Origin of the sequence: Magnetovibrio sp. (assembly GCF_036568125.1) — a bacterium.
GTDB lineage: Bacteria > Pseudomonadota > Alphaproteobacteria > Rhodospirillales > Magnetovibrionaceae > Magnetovibrio.
Genome location: NZ_DATCTF010000012.1, coordinates 72492 through 90099, shown reverse-complemented (window position 1 = coordinate 90099; position 17608 = coordinate 72492). Strand labels below are relative to the sequence as shown.

The 17608-nt window shown below is 57.8% G+C and carries 18 protein-coding genes and 1 pseudogene; 13 read left to right on the top strand and 6 right to left on the bottom strand.

What is annotated here, in order from left to right:
* Positions 1 to 75 precede the first annotated feature (75 nt).
* On the bottom strand, positions 76 to 612 hold the full coding sequence (locus VIN96_RS09870; RefSeq protein ID WP_331895837.1) for a response regulator: 537 nt from the start codon (positions 610 to 612) through the stop codon (positions 76 to 78).
* A 167-nt stretch (positions 613 to 779) separates the two neighbouring features.
* On the opposite strand from VIN96_RS09870, the gene VIN96_RS09865 reads away from it, so the two are divergent.
* From VIN96_RS09865 to VIN96_RS09830, 8 genes are all read left to right on the top strand, one after another.
* On the top strand, positions 780 to 1673 hold the full coding sequence (locus VIN96_RS09865) for a CoA ester lyase (RefSeq protein WP_331895835.1): 894 nt from the start codon (positions 780 to 782) through the stop codon (positions 1671 to 1673).
* A gap of 41 nt (positions 1674 to 1714) precedes the next feature.
* The gene (locus tag VIN96_RS09860; protein ID WP_331896055.1) at positions 1715 to 2782 is read left to right on the top strand and encodes a MaoC family dehydratase; all 1068 of its coding nucleotides are present in this window, start codon (positions 1715 to 1717) and stop codon (positions 2780 to 2782) included.
* An 84-nt stretch (positions 2783 to 2866) separates the two neighbouring features.
* Positions 2867 to 3262, top strand: a complete 396-nt coding sequence (sdhC, locus tag VIN96_RS09855; RefSeq protein ID WP_331895833.1) for a succinate dehydrogenase, cytochrome b556 subunit — start codon at positions 2867 to 2869, stop codon at positions 3260 to 3262.
* A 13-nt stretch (positions 3263 to 3275) separates the two neighbouring features.
* Positions 3276 to 3680 (top strand): succinate dehydrogenase, hydrophobic membrane anchor protein, encoded by a 405-nt coding sequence (gene sdhD / locus VIN96_RS09850; RefSeq protein WP_331895831.1) that lies wholly within the window; start codon positions 3276 to 3278, stop codon positions 3678 to 3680.
* Positions 3681 to 3686: 6 nt separating this feature from the next.
* A complete protein-coding gene (gene sdhA / locus VIN96_RS09845; RefSeq protein WP_331895830.1) occupies positions 3687 to 5477 on the top strand; it encodes a succinate dehydrogenase flavoprotein subunit in 1791 nt (596 codons plus the stop codon).
* A 17-nt stretch (positions 5478 to 5494) separates the two neighbouring features.
* Positions 5495 to 6271, top strand: a complete 777-nt coding sequence (locus tag VIN96_RS09840) for a succinate dehydrogenase iron-sulfur subunit (RefSeq protein WP_331895828.1) — start codon at positions 5495 to 5497, stop codon at positions 6269 to 6271.
* Between the two features lie 238 nt (positions 6272 to 6509).
* On the top strand, positions 6510 to 8240 hold the full coding sequence (locus VIN96_RS09835) for a diguanylate cyclase (RefSeq protein WP_331895826.1): 1731 nt from the start codon (positions 6510 to 6512) through the stop codon (positions 8238 to 8240).
* A 130-nt stretch (positions 8241 to 8370) separates the two neighbouring features.
* Positions 8371 to 8721, top strand: a complete 351-nt coding sequence (locus VIN96_RS09830) for a CZB domain-containing protein (protein WP_331895824.1) — start codon at positions 8371 to 8373, stop codon at positions 8719 to 8721.
* 164 nt (positions 8722 to 8885) lie between these two features.
* Here VIN96_RS09830 and VIN96_RS09825 read toward each other — a convergent pair whose 3' ends face one another.
* Positions 8886 to 9707: a substrate-binding domain-containing protein gene (locus VIN96_RS09825; protein ID WP_331895823.1), complete on the bottom strand. Its 822-nt coding sequence runs from the start codon at positions 9705 to 9707 to the stop codon at positions 8886 to 8888.
* A gap of 167 nt (positions 9708 to 9874) precedes the next feature.
* Here VIN96_RS09825 and VIN96_RS09820 point away from each other — a divergent pair, with 167 nt between their 5' ends.
* Positions 9875 to 10219, top strand: a complete 345-nt coding sequence (locus tag VIN96_RS09820) for a winged helix-turn-helix domain-containing protein (protein ID WP_331895821.1) — start codon at positions 9875 to 9877, stop codon at positions 10217 to 10219.
* 87 nt (positions 10220 to 10306) lie between these two features.
* Here VIN96_RS09820 and VIN96_RS09815 read toward each other — a convergent pair whose 3' ends face one another.
* The 4 genes from VIN96_RS09815 to VIN96_RS09800 form a co-directional block, all read right to left on the bottom strand.
* Positions 10307 to 10819 carry a hypothetical protein gene (locus VIN96_RS09815; protein WP_331895819.1) on the bottom strand — a complete coding sequence of 171 codons (513 nt, stop codon included), beginning with the start codon at positions 10817 to 10819 and terminating at the stop codon, positions 10307 to 10309.
* Positions 10820 to 10983: 164 nt separating this feature from the next.
* Positions 10984 to 11307: a hypothetical protein gene (locus tag VIN96_RS09810; protein ID WP_331895817.1), complete on the bottom strand. Its 324-nt coding sequence runs from the start codon at positions 11305 to 11307 to the stop codon at positions 10984 to 10986.
* Positions 11308 to 11362: 55 nt separating this feature from the next.
* Entirely contained in the window at positions 11363 to 11791 is a 429-nt protein-coding gene (locus VIN96_RS09805) for a hypothetical protein (RefSeq protein ID WP_331895816.1), read from the bottom strand.
* 2 nt (positions 11792 to 11793) lie between these two features.
* Positions 11794 to 12636 (bottom strand): sterol desaturase family protein, encoded by an 843-nt coding sequence (locus VIN96_RS09800; protein ID WP_331895815.1) that lies wholly within the window; start codon positions 12634 to 12636, stop codon positions 11794 to 11796.
* A gap of 230 nt (positions 12637 to 12866) precedes the next feature.
* Here VIN96_RS09800 and zapE point away from each other — a divergent pair, with 230 nt between their 5' ends.
* The 4 genes and pseudogenes from zapE to sucD all read left to right on the top strand — a co-directional run bounded on the left by zapE (position 12867) and on the right by sucD (position 17514).
* On the top strand, positions 12867 to 14012 hold the full coding sequence (zapE, locus tag VIN96_RS09795) for a cell division protein ZapE (protein WP_331895813.1): 1146 nt from the start codon (positions 12867 to 12869) through the stop codon (positions 14010 to 14012).
* A 280-nt stretch (positions 14013 to 14292) separates the two neighbouring features.
* Positions 14293 to 15237, top strand: a pseudogene (mdh, locus tag VIN96_RS09790) (malate dehydrogenase); the annotation flags it as partial.
* A 230-nt stretch (positions 15238 to 15467) separates the two neighbouring features.
* The gene (gene sucC, locus VIN96_RS09785) at positions 15468 to 16637 is read left to right on the top strand and encodes an ADP-forming succinate--CoA ligase subunit beta (RefSeq protein ID WP_331895812.1); all 1170 of its coding nucleotides are present in this window, start codon (positions 15468 to 15470) and stop codon (positions 16635 to 16637) included.
* Between the two features lies 1 nt (position 16638).
* On the top strand, positions 16639 to 17514 hold the full coding sequence (gene sucD / locus VIN96_RS09780; protein WP_331895810.1) for a succinate--CoA ligase subunit alpha: 876 nt from the start codon (positions 16639 to 16641) through the stop codon (positions 17512 to 17514).
* Positions 17515 to 17608: the final 94 nt, after the last annotated feature.

Here is a 17608-nt window from a genome sequence, read left to right as displayed (position 1 = left end):
CCCAACACCGAAGATGTTCACAATACCATGGCGGAATTCGCCAAACAACCGAGCGCACGGTAGAGGTTAGCGTCCTCAGCCTGTCGTGTGCGGACCGAGATCGACCACGTCGCCGTCATCCATCAGGTCGCTGCGACGTTCGGTGCCGCGGTGCGGTAGGTCCCGGCGACGCCGGTCGGGACCGAAATATTCGTCGGCACGCACGAATTGGCGGGGTTTTTCAATCACCGACTGAACGCGTTTGATCAAGGATTTTGCGGATATGGGCTTGGTGAGGAATTCATTGATGCCCGCATCACGCGCTTGCATGATGTTGTGCAAATGGGAATATGCCGTGACCATGATGACCGGGGTGAACGGCTCGGGACTGTCCGGACCTTCACGCAGCCAACGCACGAACTCCATGCCGTTGACCGGGCTCATCACCCAATCAACGATAATGATGTCCGGCTTGAACGATTTGACTTCATCTTTGGCCCGGGCACCGTTTTCGGCTTCGTGAATTTCGCGAGCGCCGAATTGGTTGAGAATGCGTCGAGTCAATTGGCGGCTGAAGGCGTTGTCATCTATGATCAAAAACCGGACCTGTTCCAGATACCCATGTTCCGACATGATGTTCCTCAATGTTTGGGTCGCGGCGCCCTTGATATTAGTCACACTATAATGAGTAAAATCAAGTCAGTCGACAGCGCCCATCGTGAGGGCTTGCCTTGATTTATCAACGGGGGCATATTGCTATTTCGCAGGTGCGAAAAGAAAAGATCAGCGGAGGCCTCCCCATGCCCAGCACACAATCGCTCCAAAACCAGCGCCCCCGGCGCAGCGTTTTGTACATGCCCGGCTCAAACGCCCGCGCCCTGGAAAAGGGCCGCACCCTGGCGTGCGATGCCTTGATCATGGATCTCGAAGACGCGGTCGCGCCGGACGCCAAGGAACAGGCGCGCGCCGAAATCGTTTCCGCGCTGGCCGCAGGTGGATATGGTCAGCGCGAATGCATCGTACGTGTCAACGGCCTGGATACGCCGTGGGGCTATGAAGATATCGCGGCAGCCGCGACATCGGGTGCGGATGCGATCTTGCTGCCCAAGGTCGAAGGACCGACCACCATTCATCAAGTCGAGCGCATCATGGAAGCCCAAGGCGCGCCCGCGCACCAAAGCATCTGGTGCATGATGGAAACCCCACTTGGCATTCTCAACGCCCAAGACATCGGTTCCGCCAGCCCACGGGTCGGCGGGTTGGTGATGGGCACGTCCGATCTGGCCAAGGATCTGCGCGCCGCGCACACCCGCGAGCGGGTGCCGATGCAGGCATCGCTAAGCCATTGCCTGCTGGTCGCACGCGCCTATGGGCTGGCGATCGTCGATGGCGTGCATCTGGATTTGGATGACGACGAAGGCTTCGCGTATTCGTGTGAGCAAGGCCGCGATATGGGTTTTGACGGCAAAACGCTGATCCATCCCAAGACCATCGCCAAGGCCAACGAGATCTTCGCCCCGTCGACCGACGAGGTTGCGTGGTCGCAAAAAATCATCGAAGCTTTCGAAGCCGCCCAATCCGAAGGTAAGGGCGTGGTCGTGGTCGATGGCAAACTGATCGAAAACCTGCACGTCGAACAGGCGCGCCGCTTGGTGCATTTGGCCGATATGATCGGGAAAATGGAAACCGCGTAGACGGCATCAGCACGAAATTCAGAGGGACCGACATGTCGGGTGTGAAAAAAACGGGAGCGGGGAATTTCTTCGAAGATTTTCAGCTCGGTCAAGTTCTTGAACACGCAACGCCACGCACCGTGACGGAAGGCGACGTGGCGCTGTACTGCGCGCTTTACGGATCGCGTTTCGCGGTGCAGTCCGCCGACAGCTTCGCCATGGACATCGGCTATGAAGCCGCGCCCATCGACGATCTTTTGGCCTTTCACGTCGTGTTCGGAAAATCGGTACCGGATGTATCGTTGAACGCGGTGGCCAACCTGGGCTACGCCGCCGGGCGCATGGTGACGCCGGTTTATGCGGGCGATACGCTGAGCGCGGGTTCCAAGGTCATCGGCCTGAAGGAAACCTCAAGCGGCAAAACCGGCATCGTTTACGTTCACACCATCGGCGAAAACCAACGCGGTGAATTGGTCGCGGATTTCGTGCGCTGGGTGATGGTCAACAAAAAAGACCCGTCCACGCCCGCCCCAAACGTGCCGGAAAGTGGCCCGGTGGTGCCCGATCTACCCGACTGCGTCGGGGCCGAGCACCTTGCCGCGCCGACCGATTTGGACATGGCGGAATACAATTTCCAACTTGCCGGCAGCCCGTACGCATGGGGCGATTACACCGTTGGCGAAAAGATCGACCATGTCGACGGCTTCACGGTCGAAGAAGCCGAACACCAGCTCGCCACGCGTTTGTATCAAAACAGCGCCCGCGTTCACTTCAATCAGCACAGTGAAAAAGACGGACGGTTCGGCAAACGCATCGTCTATGGTGGTCATGTGATTTCGATCTGTCGCGCGCTGTCGTTCAACGGCCTCGCCAATGCGTTCAAGATCGCCGCGATCAATGGCGGCGCGCATGTGTCGCCGATTTTCGCCGGTGACACGGTCTATGCGTGGAGCGAAGTGCTCGACAAAATGGAACTTCCCGGCCACCCCGGCGTCGGCGCGTTGCGACTGCGTACCGTGGGCCTGAAAGACAAAAGCGCCCAAGACTTCCCCTATAAGGATGAGGCGGGCAAATACGATCCGGCGGTAGTACTGGATTTCGACTACACTGTTTTGATGCCCCGGACTTGAACGTCCCGGGTTTCGTTGACACACCCGTTGGGGGACGGGACACTGAACAAAGGACCTCTATAAAAGAGAGGGGAGAACCGGCACATGCCAAACAAGACCAGACCGCTTTCACCGCATTTGCAGGTTTACCGCCCGCAAATCACATCCATTCTATCGATTACCCATCGTGCCACCGGCGTAGTACTGGCGTTTGCCGCGTTGCTGCTGGCGTACTGGCTGGCATCCGCGGCGTACGGGCCGGAAGCGTTCGCGCGTGCGCAAGGGGTGCTGGAATCGTGGTTCGGTCGCTTGGTGCTGTTCGGCTTCACGTTCTCGCTGTTTTATCACATGTGTAACGGCATCCGGCATCTGGGCTGGGATATGCTGTGGGGCTTCGAGATGCCCAAGTTGCGCATCACCGGCGCGATCGTGGTGATCGCCTCGCTGTCGCTGACGGTGCTCAGCTGGTTGATGGCTTACGGCCACGTCGGCAAGTTGTGAGGAGGAACCGGACATGATCAACACCCCGCAACAAGCCCGCAGCCTGCAATCCAAACTGGGACGCGTGCGCGGTCTCGGATCGACCCGAGAAGGCGTGCACCACTGGTGGGCCCAACGCATGAGCGCGGTGGCCTTGCTGCCGCTGTCTTTGTGGTTCATCTATTCGCTGATTTCGCTGACCGGCAGCGATTACGCGGCCTTTCACGCCTGGCTGGGCGAGTTTGGCAATGCCGTCTTCTTGGTGCTGTTCGTGGTGGCGATGTTCCACCATGCGCAGCTCGGCCTGCAAGTCGTGATCGAAGATTACGTGCATTCCGAAGTCTGGAAAATGGGCATGCTGCTCTTCGTGAAGTACGCCACGGTGGTGTTCGCCGCCTCTGCCGTCTTCGCCGTTCTCAAAATCTCGCTTGCTGGATGATCGATTATGACTGAAGCCTATCCCATCACAGATCACACCTATGACTGCGTGGTTGTCGGCGCAGGCGGCGCAGGTTTGCGCGCCACGTTCGGCATGACCAAGGCCGGTCTCAAGACCGCTTGCATCACCAAGGTGTTCCCCACCCGCAGCCACACCGTGGCGGCCCAGGGCGGCATCGGCGCCGCGCTTGGCAACATGGACGAAGACAGTTGGCAGTGGCACATGTACGACACAGTCAAAGGCTCCGACTGGCTCGGCGATCAAGACGCCATCGAATACATGTGTCGCAACGCGCCCCAAGCCGTGTACGAGCTGGAGCACTTCGGCGTGCCGTTTTCGCGCAACGAAGAGGGCAAGATTTATCAGCGTCCTTTCGGCGGCCACATGAAAAATTTCGGCGAGGCCCCGGTGCCGCGCGCATGCGCCGCGGCGGACCGCACCGGCCACGCAATCTTGCACACGCTTTATCAGCAAAGCCTGCGTCATGACGCGGAATTTTTCGTCGAGTTCATCGCCCTTGATTTGATCATGGACGAAGACGGCGAATGTCGCGGCGTGATTGCGTGGAACTTGGAAGACGGCTCCATTCACCGTTTCCGTGCCCAGACCACGGTGCTGGCGTCGGGCGGTTATGGTCGTGCTTGGTTCTCGTGCACCTCGGCGCACACCTGCACCGGCGACGGTCACGGCATGGTGGCGCGCGCGGGTCTGCCGCTGCAGGACATGGAATTCGTGCAGTTCCACCCCACCGGCATTTATGGCGCGGGCGTGTTGATCACCGAAGGCGCGCGCGGCGAAGGTGGTTACCTGACCAATTCAAACGGCGAACGCTTCATGGAACGCTACGCGCCGACCGCCAAGGACTTGGCATCACGCGACGTGGTGTCGCGCGCCATGACGGTTGAGATCCTCGAAGGCCGTGGCGTCGGTGACGAGCAAGACCACATCATGTTGCACCTAGAACATCTCGGCGCGGACATGCTGGCGGAACGGCTGCCGGGCATTTCGGAAAGCGCCAAGGTGTTTGCCGGTGTCGATGTGACCCGCGATCCGATTCCGGTGATTCCGACTGTGCATTACAACATGGGCGGCATTCCCACCAATATTCACGGCGAAGTCTTGCGTCCGACCAAGGACGATCCCGACGCGGTGTGTCCGGGCTTGATGGCGATTGGCGAAGCGGCGTGTGTTTCGGTGCACGGGGCCAACCGTCTTGGCACCAACTCGCTGCTCGACATCGTGGTGTTCGGCCGCGCCGCCGCGTTGCGCGCGCGCGATACGTTGAAAGCCGGTGCGGAACAAAAATCCCTGGCCAAAGACAGTGCCGACAAGGCGCTGGATCGTTTCGATAAGATGCGCCACGCCAACGGCGAATTGCCGACGGCGAAAATCCGCGACGACATGCAACGCACCATGCAACGCGACGCAGCGGTGTTCCGCGACGCCACTGTGCTGGCGGACGGCAAAAAGAAGATCGACGACATCGTCGGCGGTCTGGGCGAGATTTCCATCAACGATCGCTCGATGATCTGGAACTCCGATCTGGTCGAAGCGTTGGAATTGGAAAACCTGCTTGCCTGCGCGCAGGCCACCGTGCATTCGGCATTGAACCGCGAAGAAAGCCGTGGCGCCCATGCCCGCGACGACTTCCCTGAGCGCAACGACGAAACGTGGATGAAGCACACCGTGGCGTGGCTTGACGACGGCAACACCGTCAAACTCGACTATCGCCCGGTGCACACATGGACCCTGACCGACGAGGTCGAATACATCGAGCCGAAAGCTCGTGTGTATTAAGCGGGGAGGACAGAGACATGGTTGAATTCAATCTTCCCGCCAATTCCAAGGTCATGCGCGGCAAGCTGCACAAGGCAGACACCGGGGTGAAGAACCTCAAGCGTTTCAAGATCTATCGCTATGATCCCGACAGCGACGCCAACCCTCGCGTCGACACCTACGAGGTCGACTTGGACACTTGCGGTCCGATGGTTCTCGACGCGCTGATCAAGATCAAGAACGAGATCGATAGTACTCTGACCTTCCGCCGTTCGTGCCGCGAAGGCGTGTGCGGTTCGTGCGCGTTCAACATCGACGGCACCAATACGCTGGCGTGCACCAAACCGATTAAGGACATTCGCGGTGACGTCAAAGTCTATCCGTTGCCGCACATGCCGGTGATCAAGGACTTGGTTCCGGATTTGAGTGTGCCGTATGCGCAGTACGCATCAATCGAGCCGTGGTTGAAATCCGATACCCCCGCGCCGACCGCCGAACGTCTGCAAAGCGTCAGCGAGCGCAAAGAGCTCGATGGCATGTGGGAATGCATCCTGTGCTTCTGCTGTCAGACCAGTTGTCCCAGCTATTGGTGGAACGGCGACCGGTATCTCGGTCCGGCGATCTTGTTACAGGCATATCGCTGGATAGCGGACTCGCGCGATGAAGCCAAAGGTGAACGTCTCGACAACATCGACGATCCGTTCCGTCTGTATCGCTGCCACACCATCATGAACTGTACCAACACCTGCCCCAAACATCTCAACCCGGGCAAGGCGATTGCGGAAATCAAGCACCTGTTGCTCAAGCGCCGCTAAGCCTGGTTCATCGCAAAGTCAAAGGCCGCTGATTTCGATCAGCGGCCTTTTTTGTTCAGATGATCGAATCTTGTGATGATATTGCAATTTTACTTAGCATCGTCGAACTTGCTTCCCCACATAACGTGATATGCCGATCATCTCGGGTTATCGCGACGGGCACGCGCGGAATGTCTGTGGGTGAGTAAAAGGCGAAAATATAGTCATTATTAAGTGCATGTGGGGGTAGGGTTATTTGATGACGGGCATCAACGTGCTTTTCTTCAGCCCGGTTTTGACCAGGACTTGGCTGATTGTCGTTTGTTTTCTTATGCCTTGGTTCGCGTTCGCGCAGGACGCACCGCGTACACTGGATGCAGGGTGGCAGTATCGTTGGGGCGATTCCCCTTTTGACGCTACCGGCACGCCCGAATGGGTACTCGAAAACGCCGAGCAGGCCGCTTGGCGCGATATCGATTTCCCATCCAACCCACCGGGTCGAGATGGTCAACGCAATGTGTGGTATCGCGTTACGCTTCCCGATGGCGCGTGGCGCGATCCGGTATTGTATATCTACAGCGTGGACTTGATCGCCGAGGTCTATCTGGACGGCAAGCGCATCTATCATTACGGAACGTTCGATCAAGACGGGCAGGGGCAGTTCGAAGGTTGGCCATGGCATCAGATCGACCTGCCGGCAGAGTTTTCGGGTAAGCCAATTTATTTTCGGGTCTATTCCAGCTACAGCGACATCGGCCTATGGGGCGAGGTGATGCTGATGGAGCGCCTCGATCTCTATCAGAAAATCGTCGTCGGCTCGACGGAGCAAATTGTCATCGGCGGCTTGTCTTTGTTGATTTCATTGGTTGCCTTGATGTTCGCTCTGGTTCAGTCGGAGCGGCGGGCGTATCTGTTGATTTCCCTGTTTACCCTCGCGTCGAGCATCATGCTGCTGTCGCAAAGTCAGATGAAACAGTTCGTGTTCAACGCACCTTTGGTGTGGGACCACTTCGGCGCAACCGCGTATTTTTCACTTCCCATCATCATGGCCTTGTTGTTCGGCACATGGTGCCGCGGCCGACATATGAAGTTGATCACCCCCATTTGGATCGGTCATTCCGGTTTTGTCGTTTTCGCCATTGGTGGGTCAGTCGCCGGACTGCTTGAACTGTCGAGCCTATATCTGGTCTTTGACGCCTTGCTGACCTTTAGCCTGATCGTCTTGTTCACTGTTGCGTTTTCGAGATTTAAATCCGTCGCCAACGAGGTTAAAGCGGTCATTGTAACCTTTGCGGTATTCAGCCTGTTCCTGCTGGTCGACATGGGCGTCGCCCACAACGTTCTGCCCTGGACTCGCATGCCGATCGCGTGGGGATTGTTGGTGTTCTCCCTGGCCATGATTGTGATTTCGTTGCGTCGCTTTGCGTTGACCCAACAAGCGCTGGTGGAACTGAACGCAACATTGGAACAAAAAGTCGATGACCGCACCAAAGAGCTCGAACTGCTGGCTTCCGTCGATCCCTTGACCGGCATGACCAACCGGCGTGCGTTCTACGAAGAGGCGGAGCGGATTTTTCAAAGTAGCAAACGCTATGGCCGCAATATGTCCGTGCTGATGTTGGACATCGATCACTTCAAGCGGATCAACGACACCTATGGTCATGCCGTCGGGGATCAGGTTCTGGTCGAGATCGCCAGCTGCTTCCGTCAAGTGTGTCGAGAGACCGACCTGCCGGCGCGATTTGGAGGGGAAGAATTCATCGTGTTGCTGCAAGAAGCCGACCAAGATGCAGCCTTGAAAACGGCCGAACGTTTGCGTCAGGCGATTACCGCAATAAATGTCGTTGGGTCTGAAAATACCATTACGGCCAGTATCGGCGTCAGCCAGTTGAATGAAGAAACGAACAAACTCGATGGTTTAATCTTGCGTGCGGATAAAGCCATGTACAGCGCAAAGGCGAAGGGTCGAAACAACTGCCAAGTTGGATGAGTTGGAGCGCAGATTAGGTCATCCATCGAGCGTTGTTTTGGTTAAGAATGTTGGTTGATGTTACAATAGCTCAAGGGAATGGGGCGCAATCTGGGGACGCAATAGAATTTGTGTGAAAGATGACCGGGCAATGGATTTCTCGCAAATTACGCATATGCACATTTCGTGGCTGCAGGATATTTTGAGTAATATTCAGAATCCGGCTCGGCTCGATCCCGACCAGATCGCGCGAGACGATGCGTGCGAGTTGGGAAAGTGGATCAATAGCGTAGATGCCCGATATCGGCACTTACCGGAATATGCCGAATTGGACACTGTTCACAGGGAACTGCATCAGGCCGCGTCCGATGCAGTTGTCCTCGCCCAAGCGGGGAAAATCAAAGAATCAAGAGAATGCCTTTCCATTGACGGCAGTTGCGTCGAGACATCGAAGCGTGTGTTGGATTGCGCCGCAAGATTGCTGGCAAAGATGAACGCGTAAATGAACCTGCGGGGAACTGTCGGTGGTGCTGACAGGAATGCGCTTACGCATCGTTTCAGGTTGGCAAAAAGAGAAGGCCGCCGGTCGAAACCAGCGGCCTTAGGGGGGCCGCTTATCGAGTGTGCGGTCGATAAGCGGCGACATTCAGCAACCGGACGTGGGATCTAGTTGCTGGTGCTGGGTGTGAACAGTGTTTCGCCTTCGAGCTTAAAGTTGCCGATGGCCGCTTGTCCTTCGGCGGAAATCAGCCAGTCGATAAAGGCTTGTCCGTCTTTGGCCTTCACGTGCGGGTGCTTGGCTGGGTTGACCAACATCACGCCGTAAGGATTAAACAGGGCAGGGTCGCCTTCGCAGACCAAGGTCAGGTCTTGCTTGTTTTTGAAGCTGATCCAGGTGCCGCGATCGGAAAGGGCGTAGCCGCCGCTACCGGCTGCGGTGTTCAGCGTCGCGCCCATGCCGGAACCGGTGCTGCGGTACCAAGAACCCGTGGGCTCACCCGATTGCACGCCGGTGGCTTTCCACAAGGACTTTTCGCGCTTGTTGGTGCCGCTGTCGTCACCGCGTGATACGAATACGCTTTGAGAGGTTGAAATTTTCGACAAGGCATCCGTGGCGGAAGCACAGCCGCCGACATGCGCAGGATCGGCCTTGGGCCCGACGATGACAAAGTCGTTGTACATGACCCCGTATCGTTTGACCCCGTAGCCTTCCGCGACGAAGGCTTCTTCGGAGGGACGATGATGCACGAACAACACGTCGGCGTCGCCGTTGCGCGCGATCTTCAAGGCCTGTCCGGTGCCGACCGCGACGACGCGCACCTCGACACCGGTTTTTTGGGTGAACTGCGGCAGCAGATCATCGAACAAGCCGGAGTTCGCGGTTGAGGTCGTCGATGCAACGGTAATGTATTCGTTCGCCGTTGCCGTTGTGACGGCGGTCGCCGTGCTCAGCAACGAAGCCAACACCATCCACACAAAGCGCTTCATCGTTTTTCCCTTTCCAATATCGGTTCTGGGGGGGGCTCGAACCCGATATGATTATATTGTCATAGCGCATAAGCTAAATGTTTCGATTGATCTGGTCAATTCATCCGTTCAAATTATTTGTATCGAGAAGATCGCGCGAAAGACCGTGCCGCAGGAGCATCCACGTCATGACAGGTCACGAGGCAAAGGTCCGCCTGAAAATTCAATTGAACGGCACCTCGATCGGGCCGGGCAAAATCATGCTGTTGGAAAGCGTGGTCCGCGAAGGCTCCATTTCATCGGCGGCCCGTGCAATGGGGATGGCCTATCGCCGCGCATGGCATTTGCTCAACACGCTGCAAGAAGCCTTCGACCAGCCCGTCATCACAACCGAAATGGGTGGTAAGGAAAAAGGCGGGGCGACGCTTACACCGCTCGGTAAAGATCTCATTGATCTCTACCGAGCGGCAGAAGCAAAAGCATGCAAAGATTCCGAACCGCTTTTGAAAATGCTTGCAAAGCATGCGCCATAGAATTCCATTATCGAACTACAGCAACATTTTCACTGCGGTTGGTGAGGTATCATGGGTTTTGAGCGCTATGAAACCTTGTGCGCGCGCTCACTGTCGCAGTGAGGCGCGAACCAATTTTCGGTATAAGCGATTGCGCGCGTGGAGATCCCGTGGTTCGACCCAATTATAGCCAATGTGCCGCCAGTCGGGGTCTTTGGGGTCCAAGCCAAGAGTTTTGATATAGCCGTCTTCAACCACCAGAAATTGGTTTTGGTAGGCGAGCAGATAGCCGCCATGTTGGGCTTGGACGATTTGCGCCTCTTCATAGGATGCGCACCAAATGTTGATGTGCCCATTGCACCGGGGCGGATACAGCAGGCGACCGAAGCTGGTGTCGTCGCGCAGGCTATGCACGGCGTGCCCCCAGCCTTGGAATCCAAGCTCACGTGCGATGACGGTCAAGCAATGGCGACGCCGAATATGTGCGGGCAAAGCGGTATCGTCAAAATGCTGCAACTCGTGCAGCGTTCGGATGCGTGCAAGTGCGCGCGGGTGTGCGTGTTGCACGTCGCGTTGAAGCTTTCGAGCGTGTGATTTAAGTGAATCAACAATATCAGCCATGACTGTTTCCTCTTGTGTGGATCGGCCCGCTCCGAATGATCCAAGAAAACGATTAGGATGATGGTGTTGAGGTCAGCAGGGGCTATCGGCTTTCGGCAGGTAAGGCGTCCCTGATCACCTTATCCACTCTGTCTAAACAAACCCGGCATTAAGATCAACTCTGTTTAGCCGCCTACCTGTGCGGCGAACCAGATGATCGCCCAAAAGGCCGGGACCAGTGGGTAATATCGAGCACCCTCGCCGTCGTTGGCGGCGATCTTTTTAAGCGCCAAGCCATTGGCAAGCAGCCACACCACTGGCGCAGCCAGGCCCCAATATATCAGTACCGATGCAAAAGCGTCGCTGCCTTGACCAAGGGTAATGCCGTTTGACGACATCATCACCATCCACAGCGTCGGCATCAAGGTGGCGAAGCCGAAGATGAAAACCATGGTGCGTTGGGCTTTGAGGGTTTCTTCGGGGCTGCGTGGGTCTTCGCGTTCAGGCATGGAAAAATCCTCATGATTAGGTGAGCGCCGACTATTCCCCTGTTCGGGCGCGGCGTCAACGTGGTGGCTGCGATGGGCGTTTGTGGATGGTGACCTTGGACATGACTTTGAGCGCCGACAGATCCTGTGCGCCCTCCTCGGTGATCATGTGAAAGACGCCTTGTTCAAAGCGGATGGGAAAGGTCACAAACACGTGCCCCTCGCCTTTATCCAATGCCGATTTGGGCAACTGATCGGCCAAGGTGGTGCCGGTTTGCAGCAAAAACCAGCTCAGTAACTCTTCGGTGGAAAAGGCCGTGCCGGTTGCGTTTTGAATGAAAATTTCCGCGTGCTCACGCTCGCTCTCAAAGGTTTCGATAACGGCGGCGTCGAGGCCAAGGTCGCGGCCCTTGGGATGATGGAAGGTCATGTCGAGGCCGATGTGCTGCACCTCGAAGGTAAACTCGGCGGTCTCGCGTCCGGCTTTGAGGGGCGTTGGCGGCAAGGTCAATCCCAATCACGGCGGTTGATGGCATATTCGCCCCGCGCGCACTTGAACGGTTGGATCAGCATTTGATCGAGGCGCGCTTCGTGATCTTCGCGAAACATATCGAGGCCGATGGTCATGGCTTCGTGGCCGGCCCCCGGTTGGGCGGTGTAGGTGCCGAACAAACGATCCCACCACGGAAGGTTAAAGCCGAAATTCGAATTGCATTCGCGCGGCACCGCCGAATGATGCACGCGGTGCATGTCCGGGGTGACCACCAACCAACGCAGCACCGCATCCAGACCCAACGGCAAACGCACGTTGGCGTGGTTGAACATCGAGGTGGCGTTGAGAATGATCTCGAACGCCAACACCGCCACCGGGCTGGCGCCCAGCAACGCGATCACCGCGAACTTGATGGCGAACGACAGCAAAATTTCAATGGGATGAAAGCGCGCTCCGGTGGTGACGTCGTAATCGATGTCGGTGTGGTGCATGCGGTGCAACCGCCACAGCAGCGGGATCGCGTGGACCATGACGTGCTGCAGCCAGATGAAAAAATCCATCAGCACCACGACCAGCACCAACTCGACCCAACCGTTCCAGGCAACGATGTTGAATACGCCCCAGCCGTGTTCCTGGGCGACGAAGGCGAACGCCACCGGAGCCATCGGCAAAATCACCCGGGCAAGCGCTGTGTTGAGCACGACGATGCCGAGGTTGGAAAACCAGCGCAGTTTTTTGGACACATAGAGCGGACGGCGCGGCGCGGCCAGTTCCAACAGCGCCATCACCGCGAAAATGCCGATAAAGGCGGAGAGGCGGATGACGGGTTCGTTATCAAGCAGGCTTTCGCCGATCATGAGGTCGTCTTTCTGTTACAGGCTTGCTTTGTCTTGGGCTTGCACCAGTCTGCCCCGGACGGCGCTGGGTCGCAACCCCCGCTTCGACAACTTTTGGCGGCAAAATAACCGTTATCGCTCAAGCGTTGGATGGGTCGTTAAAGTACAGAAAAAACAGCTATTTACTTAAGCTCCATCAGTTCTTAGGCTTACATTTGTGCAGTTGCAAAATAAAAGGCTGAAGGCCTGTCATGTCCGTTCCTGATGGAGCACCGCCGAAAGGTCCGCTCGCCGCTTATCGAGAGCGCATTTTTTCGGGCGAATTGAAGCACGACCCCGCCCAAGCGCTTGCGGTGGAAAAGTTGCAAAGCCTGCACAAAGCCTTGCAAGAATACGAACCGCGCTCCGGTCCGGTGGGGTGGAAGGAACGCTTCGGTCTGGAGCGTCGCCGCGAGGACCCGCCCCAAGGCATCTATTTCTATGGCGGCGTTGGGCGCGGCAAGTCCATGCTCATGGATATGTTTTTCGAAGACGCGCCGGTCAAGCGCAAGCGCCGGGTGCACTTTCACGCCTTCATGCAGCAGGTGCATATTCGTCTCAACGAATACCGAAAATTCAAGGGCCGCGAAGCCGATCCGATCCCGCCGGTTGCCGAACAGATCGCGGCGGAAGCGGCGCTGTTTTGCTTTGACGAATTTCAAGTCACCGACATCGCCGACGCGATGATCCTGAGCCGCCTGTTCGGGGTGCTGTTCGAAAAAGGCGTGGTGGTGGTGTCGACCTCCAACCGCCCGCCGTGTGACTTGTACAAGAACGGTTTGCAGCGCGACGCGTTCTTGCCGTTCATCGATCTCATCGAACGCAAGATGGACGTGTTGCAGCTCGACGGCAAAACAGATTACCGCCTCGAACACATGCGCCAGTTGGACGTATACCTGTATCCCGACGATGCCGCGGCGCGCGCCAAGCTCGAACAGGCGTTCGTCACCCTGACCCACGGCGCGCGTGCCCACGCGGCGACCATACCAGTGCAAGGGCGCGACATCGCGGTGCCGAAAGCCGCCCAAGGCGTGGCGATGGTGCAGTTTAGCGATATTTGCGAACGACCCTTGGGGCCCGCCGATTATTTGGAATTGGCGCGGCGCTTTCACACCTTGATCATTCCCGGCATTCCGCAAATGAGCGCTGAAAACAAGGACGTCGCGCGACGGTTCGTCACGCTGATCGACGCCATGTACGAAGGCCACGTCAAATTGATTTGTTCCGCCGAGGTCGGGCCGATGGAGCTCTATGTCGAGGGCGAGGGCGCGTTCGAATTCGAACGCACATCCTCGCGTCTTGTGGAAATGCAATCAGAGTCATACATGGTACTGAAACACGAAAAACGCGGGGATTGAGGAACGAAAAAGAGCGAAAAAAGACGATCAGGCACAATCCTACCCTTTTGGGCTGTTTTTGCCTTGCCCCGGGCAGGGAATCACGCTAGGAACAAATGGGTTTTTGTGCAGCGCAGCATGGCGCGCCCCGGCTGAGAACAAGGCCGGAATAGAGATTGAAACGCTGCGAACGCAGCCGAGATGGACAGATAACCGGTTGCACACGCAACCGAACGTGAAACGAACCAGACGCCGACCGAAAATCACGGTGCGTCACGAGACAGGGATAGGGTACTTAAAAATGGCACGCAGCAAAATCGCACTTATCGGCGCAGGCAACATCGGCGGCACGCTGGCTCACTTGGCCAGTCTCAAGGAATTGGGCGACATCGTCATGTTCGACATCATGGACGGCGTGCCCCAGGGCAAATCGCTGGACATCGCCCAATCGTCGCCGATCGAAGGGTTCAACGCGCAGCTCAAAGGCACCAAAAGCTACGCGGGCATTCGCGGTGCGGACGTGGTCATCGTCACCGCGGGCGTGGCGCGCAAGCCGGGCATGAGCCGCGACGATTTGCTGTCGATCAACGTCAGCGTTATGAAGCAAGTCGGCGCTGGCATCAAAAAGTACGCGCCCAAAGCTTTCGTGGTGTGCATCACCAACCCGCTCGACGCGATGGTGTGGGCGCTGCGTGAGGCCTCGGGCCTGCCGCCGCACATGGTCGTCGGCATGGCGGGTGTTCTCGACAGCGCGCGCATGCAATTGTTCATGGCCGAAGAATTCAACGTCTCGGTTGAAGACGTCACCGCGTTCGTGCTCGGCGGTCACGGCGACACCATGGTGCCGCTGCCGCGTTATTCCACCGTCGCCGGTATCCCGGTGCCCGATCTGATCGCCATGAAATGGACCACCCAGGCGAAAATGGACGAAATCGTCCAGCGCACCCGTGACGGCGGCGCGGAAATCGTCGGGCTGTTGAAGACCGGATCCGCTTACTACGCCCCCGCCGCCGCAGGCATCAAGATGGCCGAAGCCTATCTCAAGGACAAAAAATCCGTGATGCCGTGCGCGGCATATCTGAAGGGCGAATACGGCGTCAAGGACATGTACGTCGGCGTGCCGGTGGTGATTGGTGCCAAGGGTGTGGAACGCATCGTCGAGATCAAACTCGATCGCACCGAAAAGGCATTGTTCAACAAGTCGGTGAAGGCTGTGTTTGGTCTCGTCGACACCATCAAGAAACTGGAAGCCGGCGCAGCCGCTCCCGCGAAAAAGGCACCGGCCAAAAAAGCCGCTGCGAAAAAGGCGCCGGTGAAAAAGGCTCCCGCAAAAAAGACACCTGCAAAAAAGACACCGGCGCGCAAGGCAGCACCCAAAGCGGCAGCCACTGCGTCGGGCACCACGCCTGAGGCCGCGAAGTAAAAAAACTGAGGCAGGGTCCCCATATTCATGGGGCCCTGAGAGGACAGAGACATATGAACATTCACGAGTATCAAGCCAAGCAGCTGCTCGCCAAATACGGCGTCGCGGTGCCCAACGGCAAGGTGGCGTACACCGCGCCCGAGGCCGAGGCCGTCGCCAAGGAATTGGGCGGCCCTGTGTGGGTCGTTAAGGCGCAAATTCACGCCGGTGGTCGCGGCAAGGGCGGCGGCGTCAAGGTGGTGAAATCCATCGAAGACGTCCGCGCCACCGCCAACGACATGCTGGGCATGCAACTGGTCACGCATCAGACCGGCCCCGAAGGCAAGGAAGTGAAGCGCGTCTATATCGAGGAAGGCTGTGACATTCAGCGCGAGCTGTATCTCAGCTTTTTGATCGACCGCGCGACCTCGCGGGTGACCGTCATGGCGTCGACCGAAGGCGGCATGGACATCGAAGAGGTCGCGGCGAAAACGCCGGAAAAGATCATTCACGTGACCATCGACCCGGCCATCGGCATGCAAGGATTTCACGCTCGTAAATTGGCGTTCGGTCTGGGCCTCGAAGGCAAGCAGGTCGGCGCGGCGGTGAAGTTGATGCTGAGCATGTACGATGCGTTCAACGCACTCGATGCGTCGATGATCGAGATCAACCCGCTGGTGGTTACCGGCGAAGGCGCGGTGATGGCGCTGGATGCCAAAATGAACTTCGACGACAACGCGCTGTTTCGTCAAAAAGACGTGGCCGAACTGCGCGACGAAGACGAAGAAGATCCGGCCGAGTTGGAAGCCGCGCGTCACGACCTCAACTACATCAAGCTGGACGGCAACATCGGCTGCATGGTCAACGGCGCCGGTCTGGCGATGGCGACCATGGATATCATCAAGTTGTTCGGCGGCGATCCCGCCAACTTCCTGGATGTCGGCGGCGGCGCGACCAAGGAACGCGTCACCACGGCGTTCAAGTTGATCCTGTCGGATGCCAACGTCGAAGGCATCTTGGTTAACATCTTCGGCGGCATCATGCGCTGCGACGTCATCGCCGACGGCGTGGTCGCGGCGGCGCGCGAAGTCAGCCTCAACGTTCCCCTCGTGGTGCGCCTTGAAGGCACCAATGTCGAGTTGGGTAAGAAAATATTGGCCGAGTCGGGACTTCCCATCGTCTCCGCCGACGATCTGGGCGATGCCGCAGAAAAGATCGTTCAGGCCGTTAAGGAGGCTGCGTAAGATGTCCGTACTCGTCGATAAAAATACCAAGGTCATCTGCCAGGGCTTCACCGGCGCGCAGGGCACCTTCCATTCCGAACAGGCTATCGCTTATGGAACCAACATGGTCGGCGGTGTGACGCCGGGCAAAGGCGGTTCCAAACATTTGGACCTGCCGGTGTTCGACACGGTCGCCGATGCGGTGGAAAAAACCGGCGCCAACGCGTCCGTGATTTACGTTCCGCCGCCGTTTGCAGCCGATGCGATTTTGGAAGCCATCGACGCCGAAGTCGAACTGGCGGTGTGCATCACCGAGGGCATTCCGGTGCTCGACATGGTGCGGGTCAAACGCGCCTTGGCCGGTTCCAAAACCCGTTTGGTCGGCCCCAACTGTCCGGGCGTGATCACGCCGGGCGAATGCAAGATCGGCATCATGCCGGGTCACATCCACACCCGTGGGCGTGTCGGCATCGTGTCGCGTTCGGGCACCTTGACCTATGAAGCCGTGGCGCAGACCACCGAAGCGGGCCTCGGCCAGTCGACCTGTATCGGCATCGGCGGCGACCCGGTCAACGGCACCAACTTTATCGACTGCCTGGACATGTTCTTGGCCGACGATGAGACCGAGTCCATCATCATGATCGGCGAAATCGGCGGCACGGCAGAAGAAGAAGCCGCCGAGTTCCTGAAAGCTTCCAGCGTCAAAAAACCCGTGGTCGGCTTCATTGCCGGCGTCACCGCACCGCCGGGACGCCGCATGGGTCACGCCGGGGCGATCATTTCCGGCGGTAAGGGGACCGCAGGTGACAAGATCGAAGCGATGAAAAGTGCGGGCATCACCGTCGCTTCGTCGCCGGCAACGCTGGGCAAGACCATGGTGGAGGTCCTCAAGGGCTAAGCCCGAGGATTGAACGCATCACATCACCCGGCCCGCTTCGGCGGGCCGGGTTTGGGGCAACCGGGGTAGACAACGAGGGCGGGTGGACGAACAA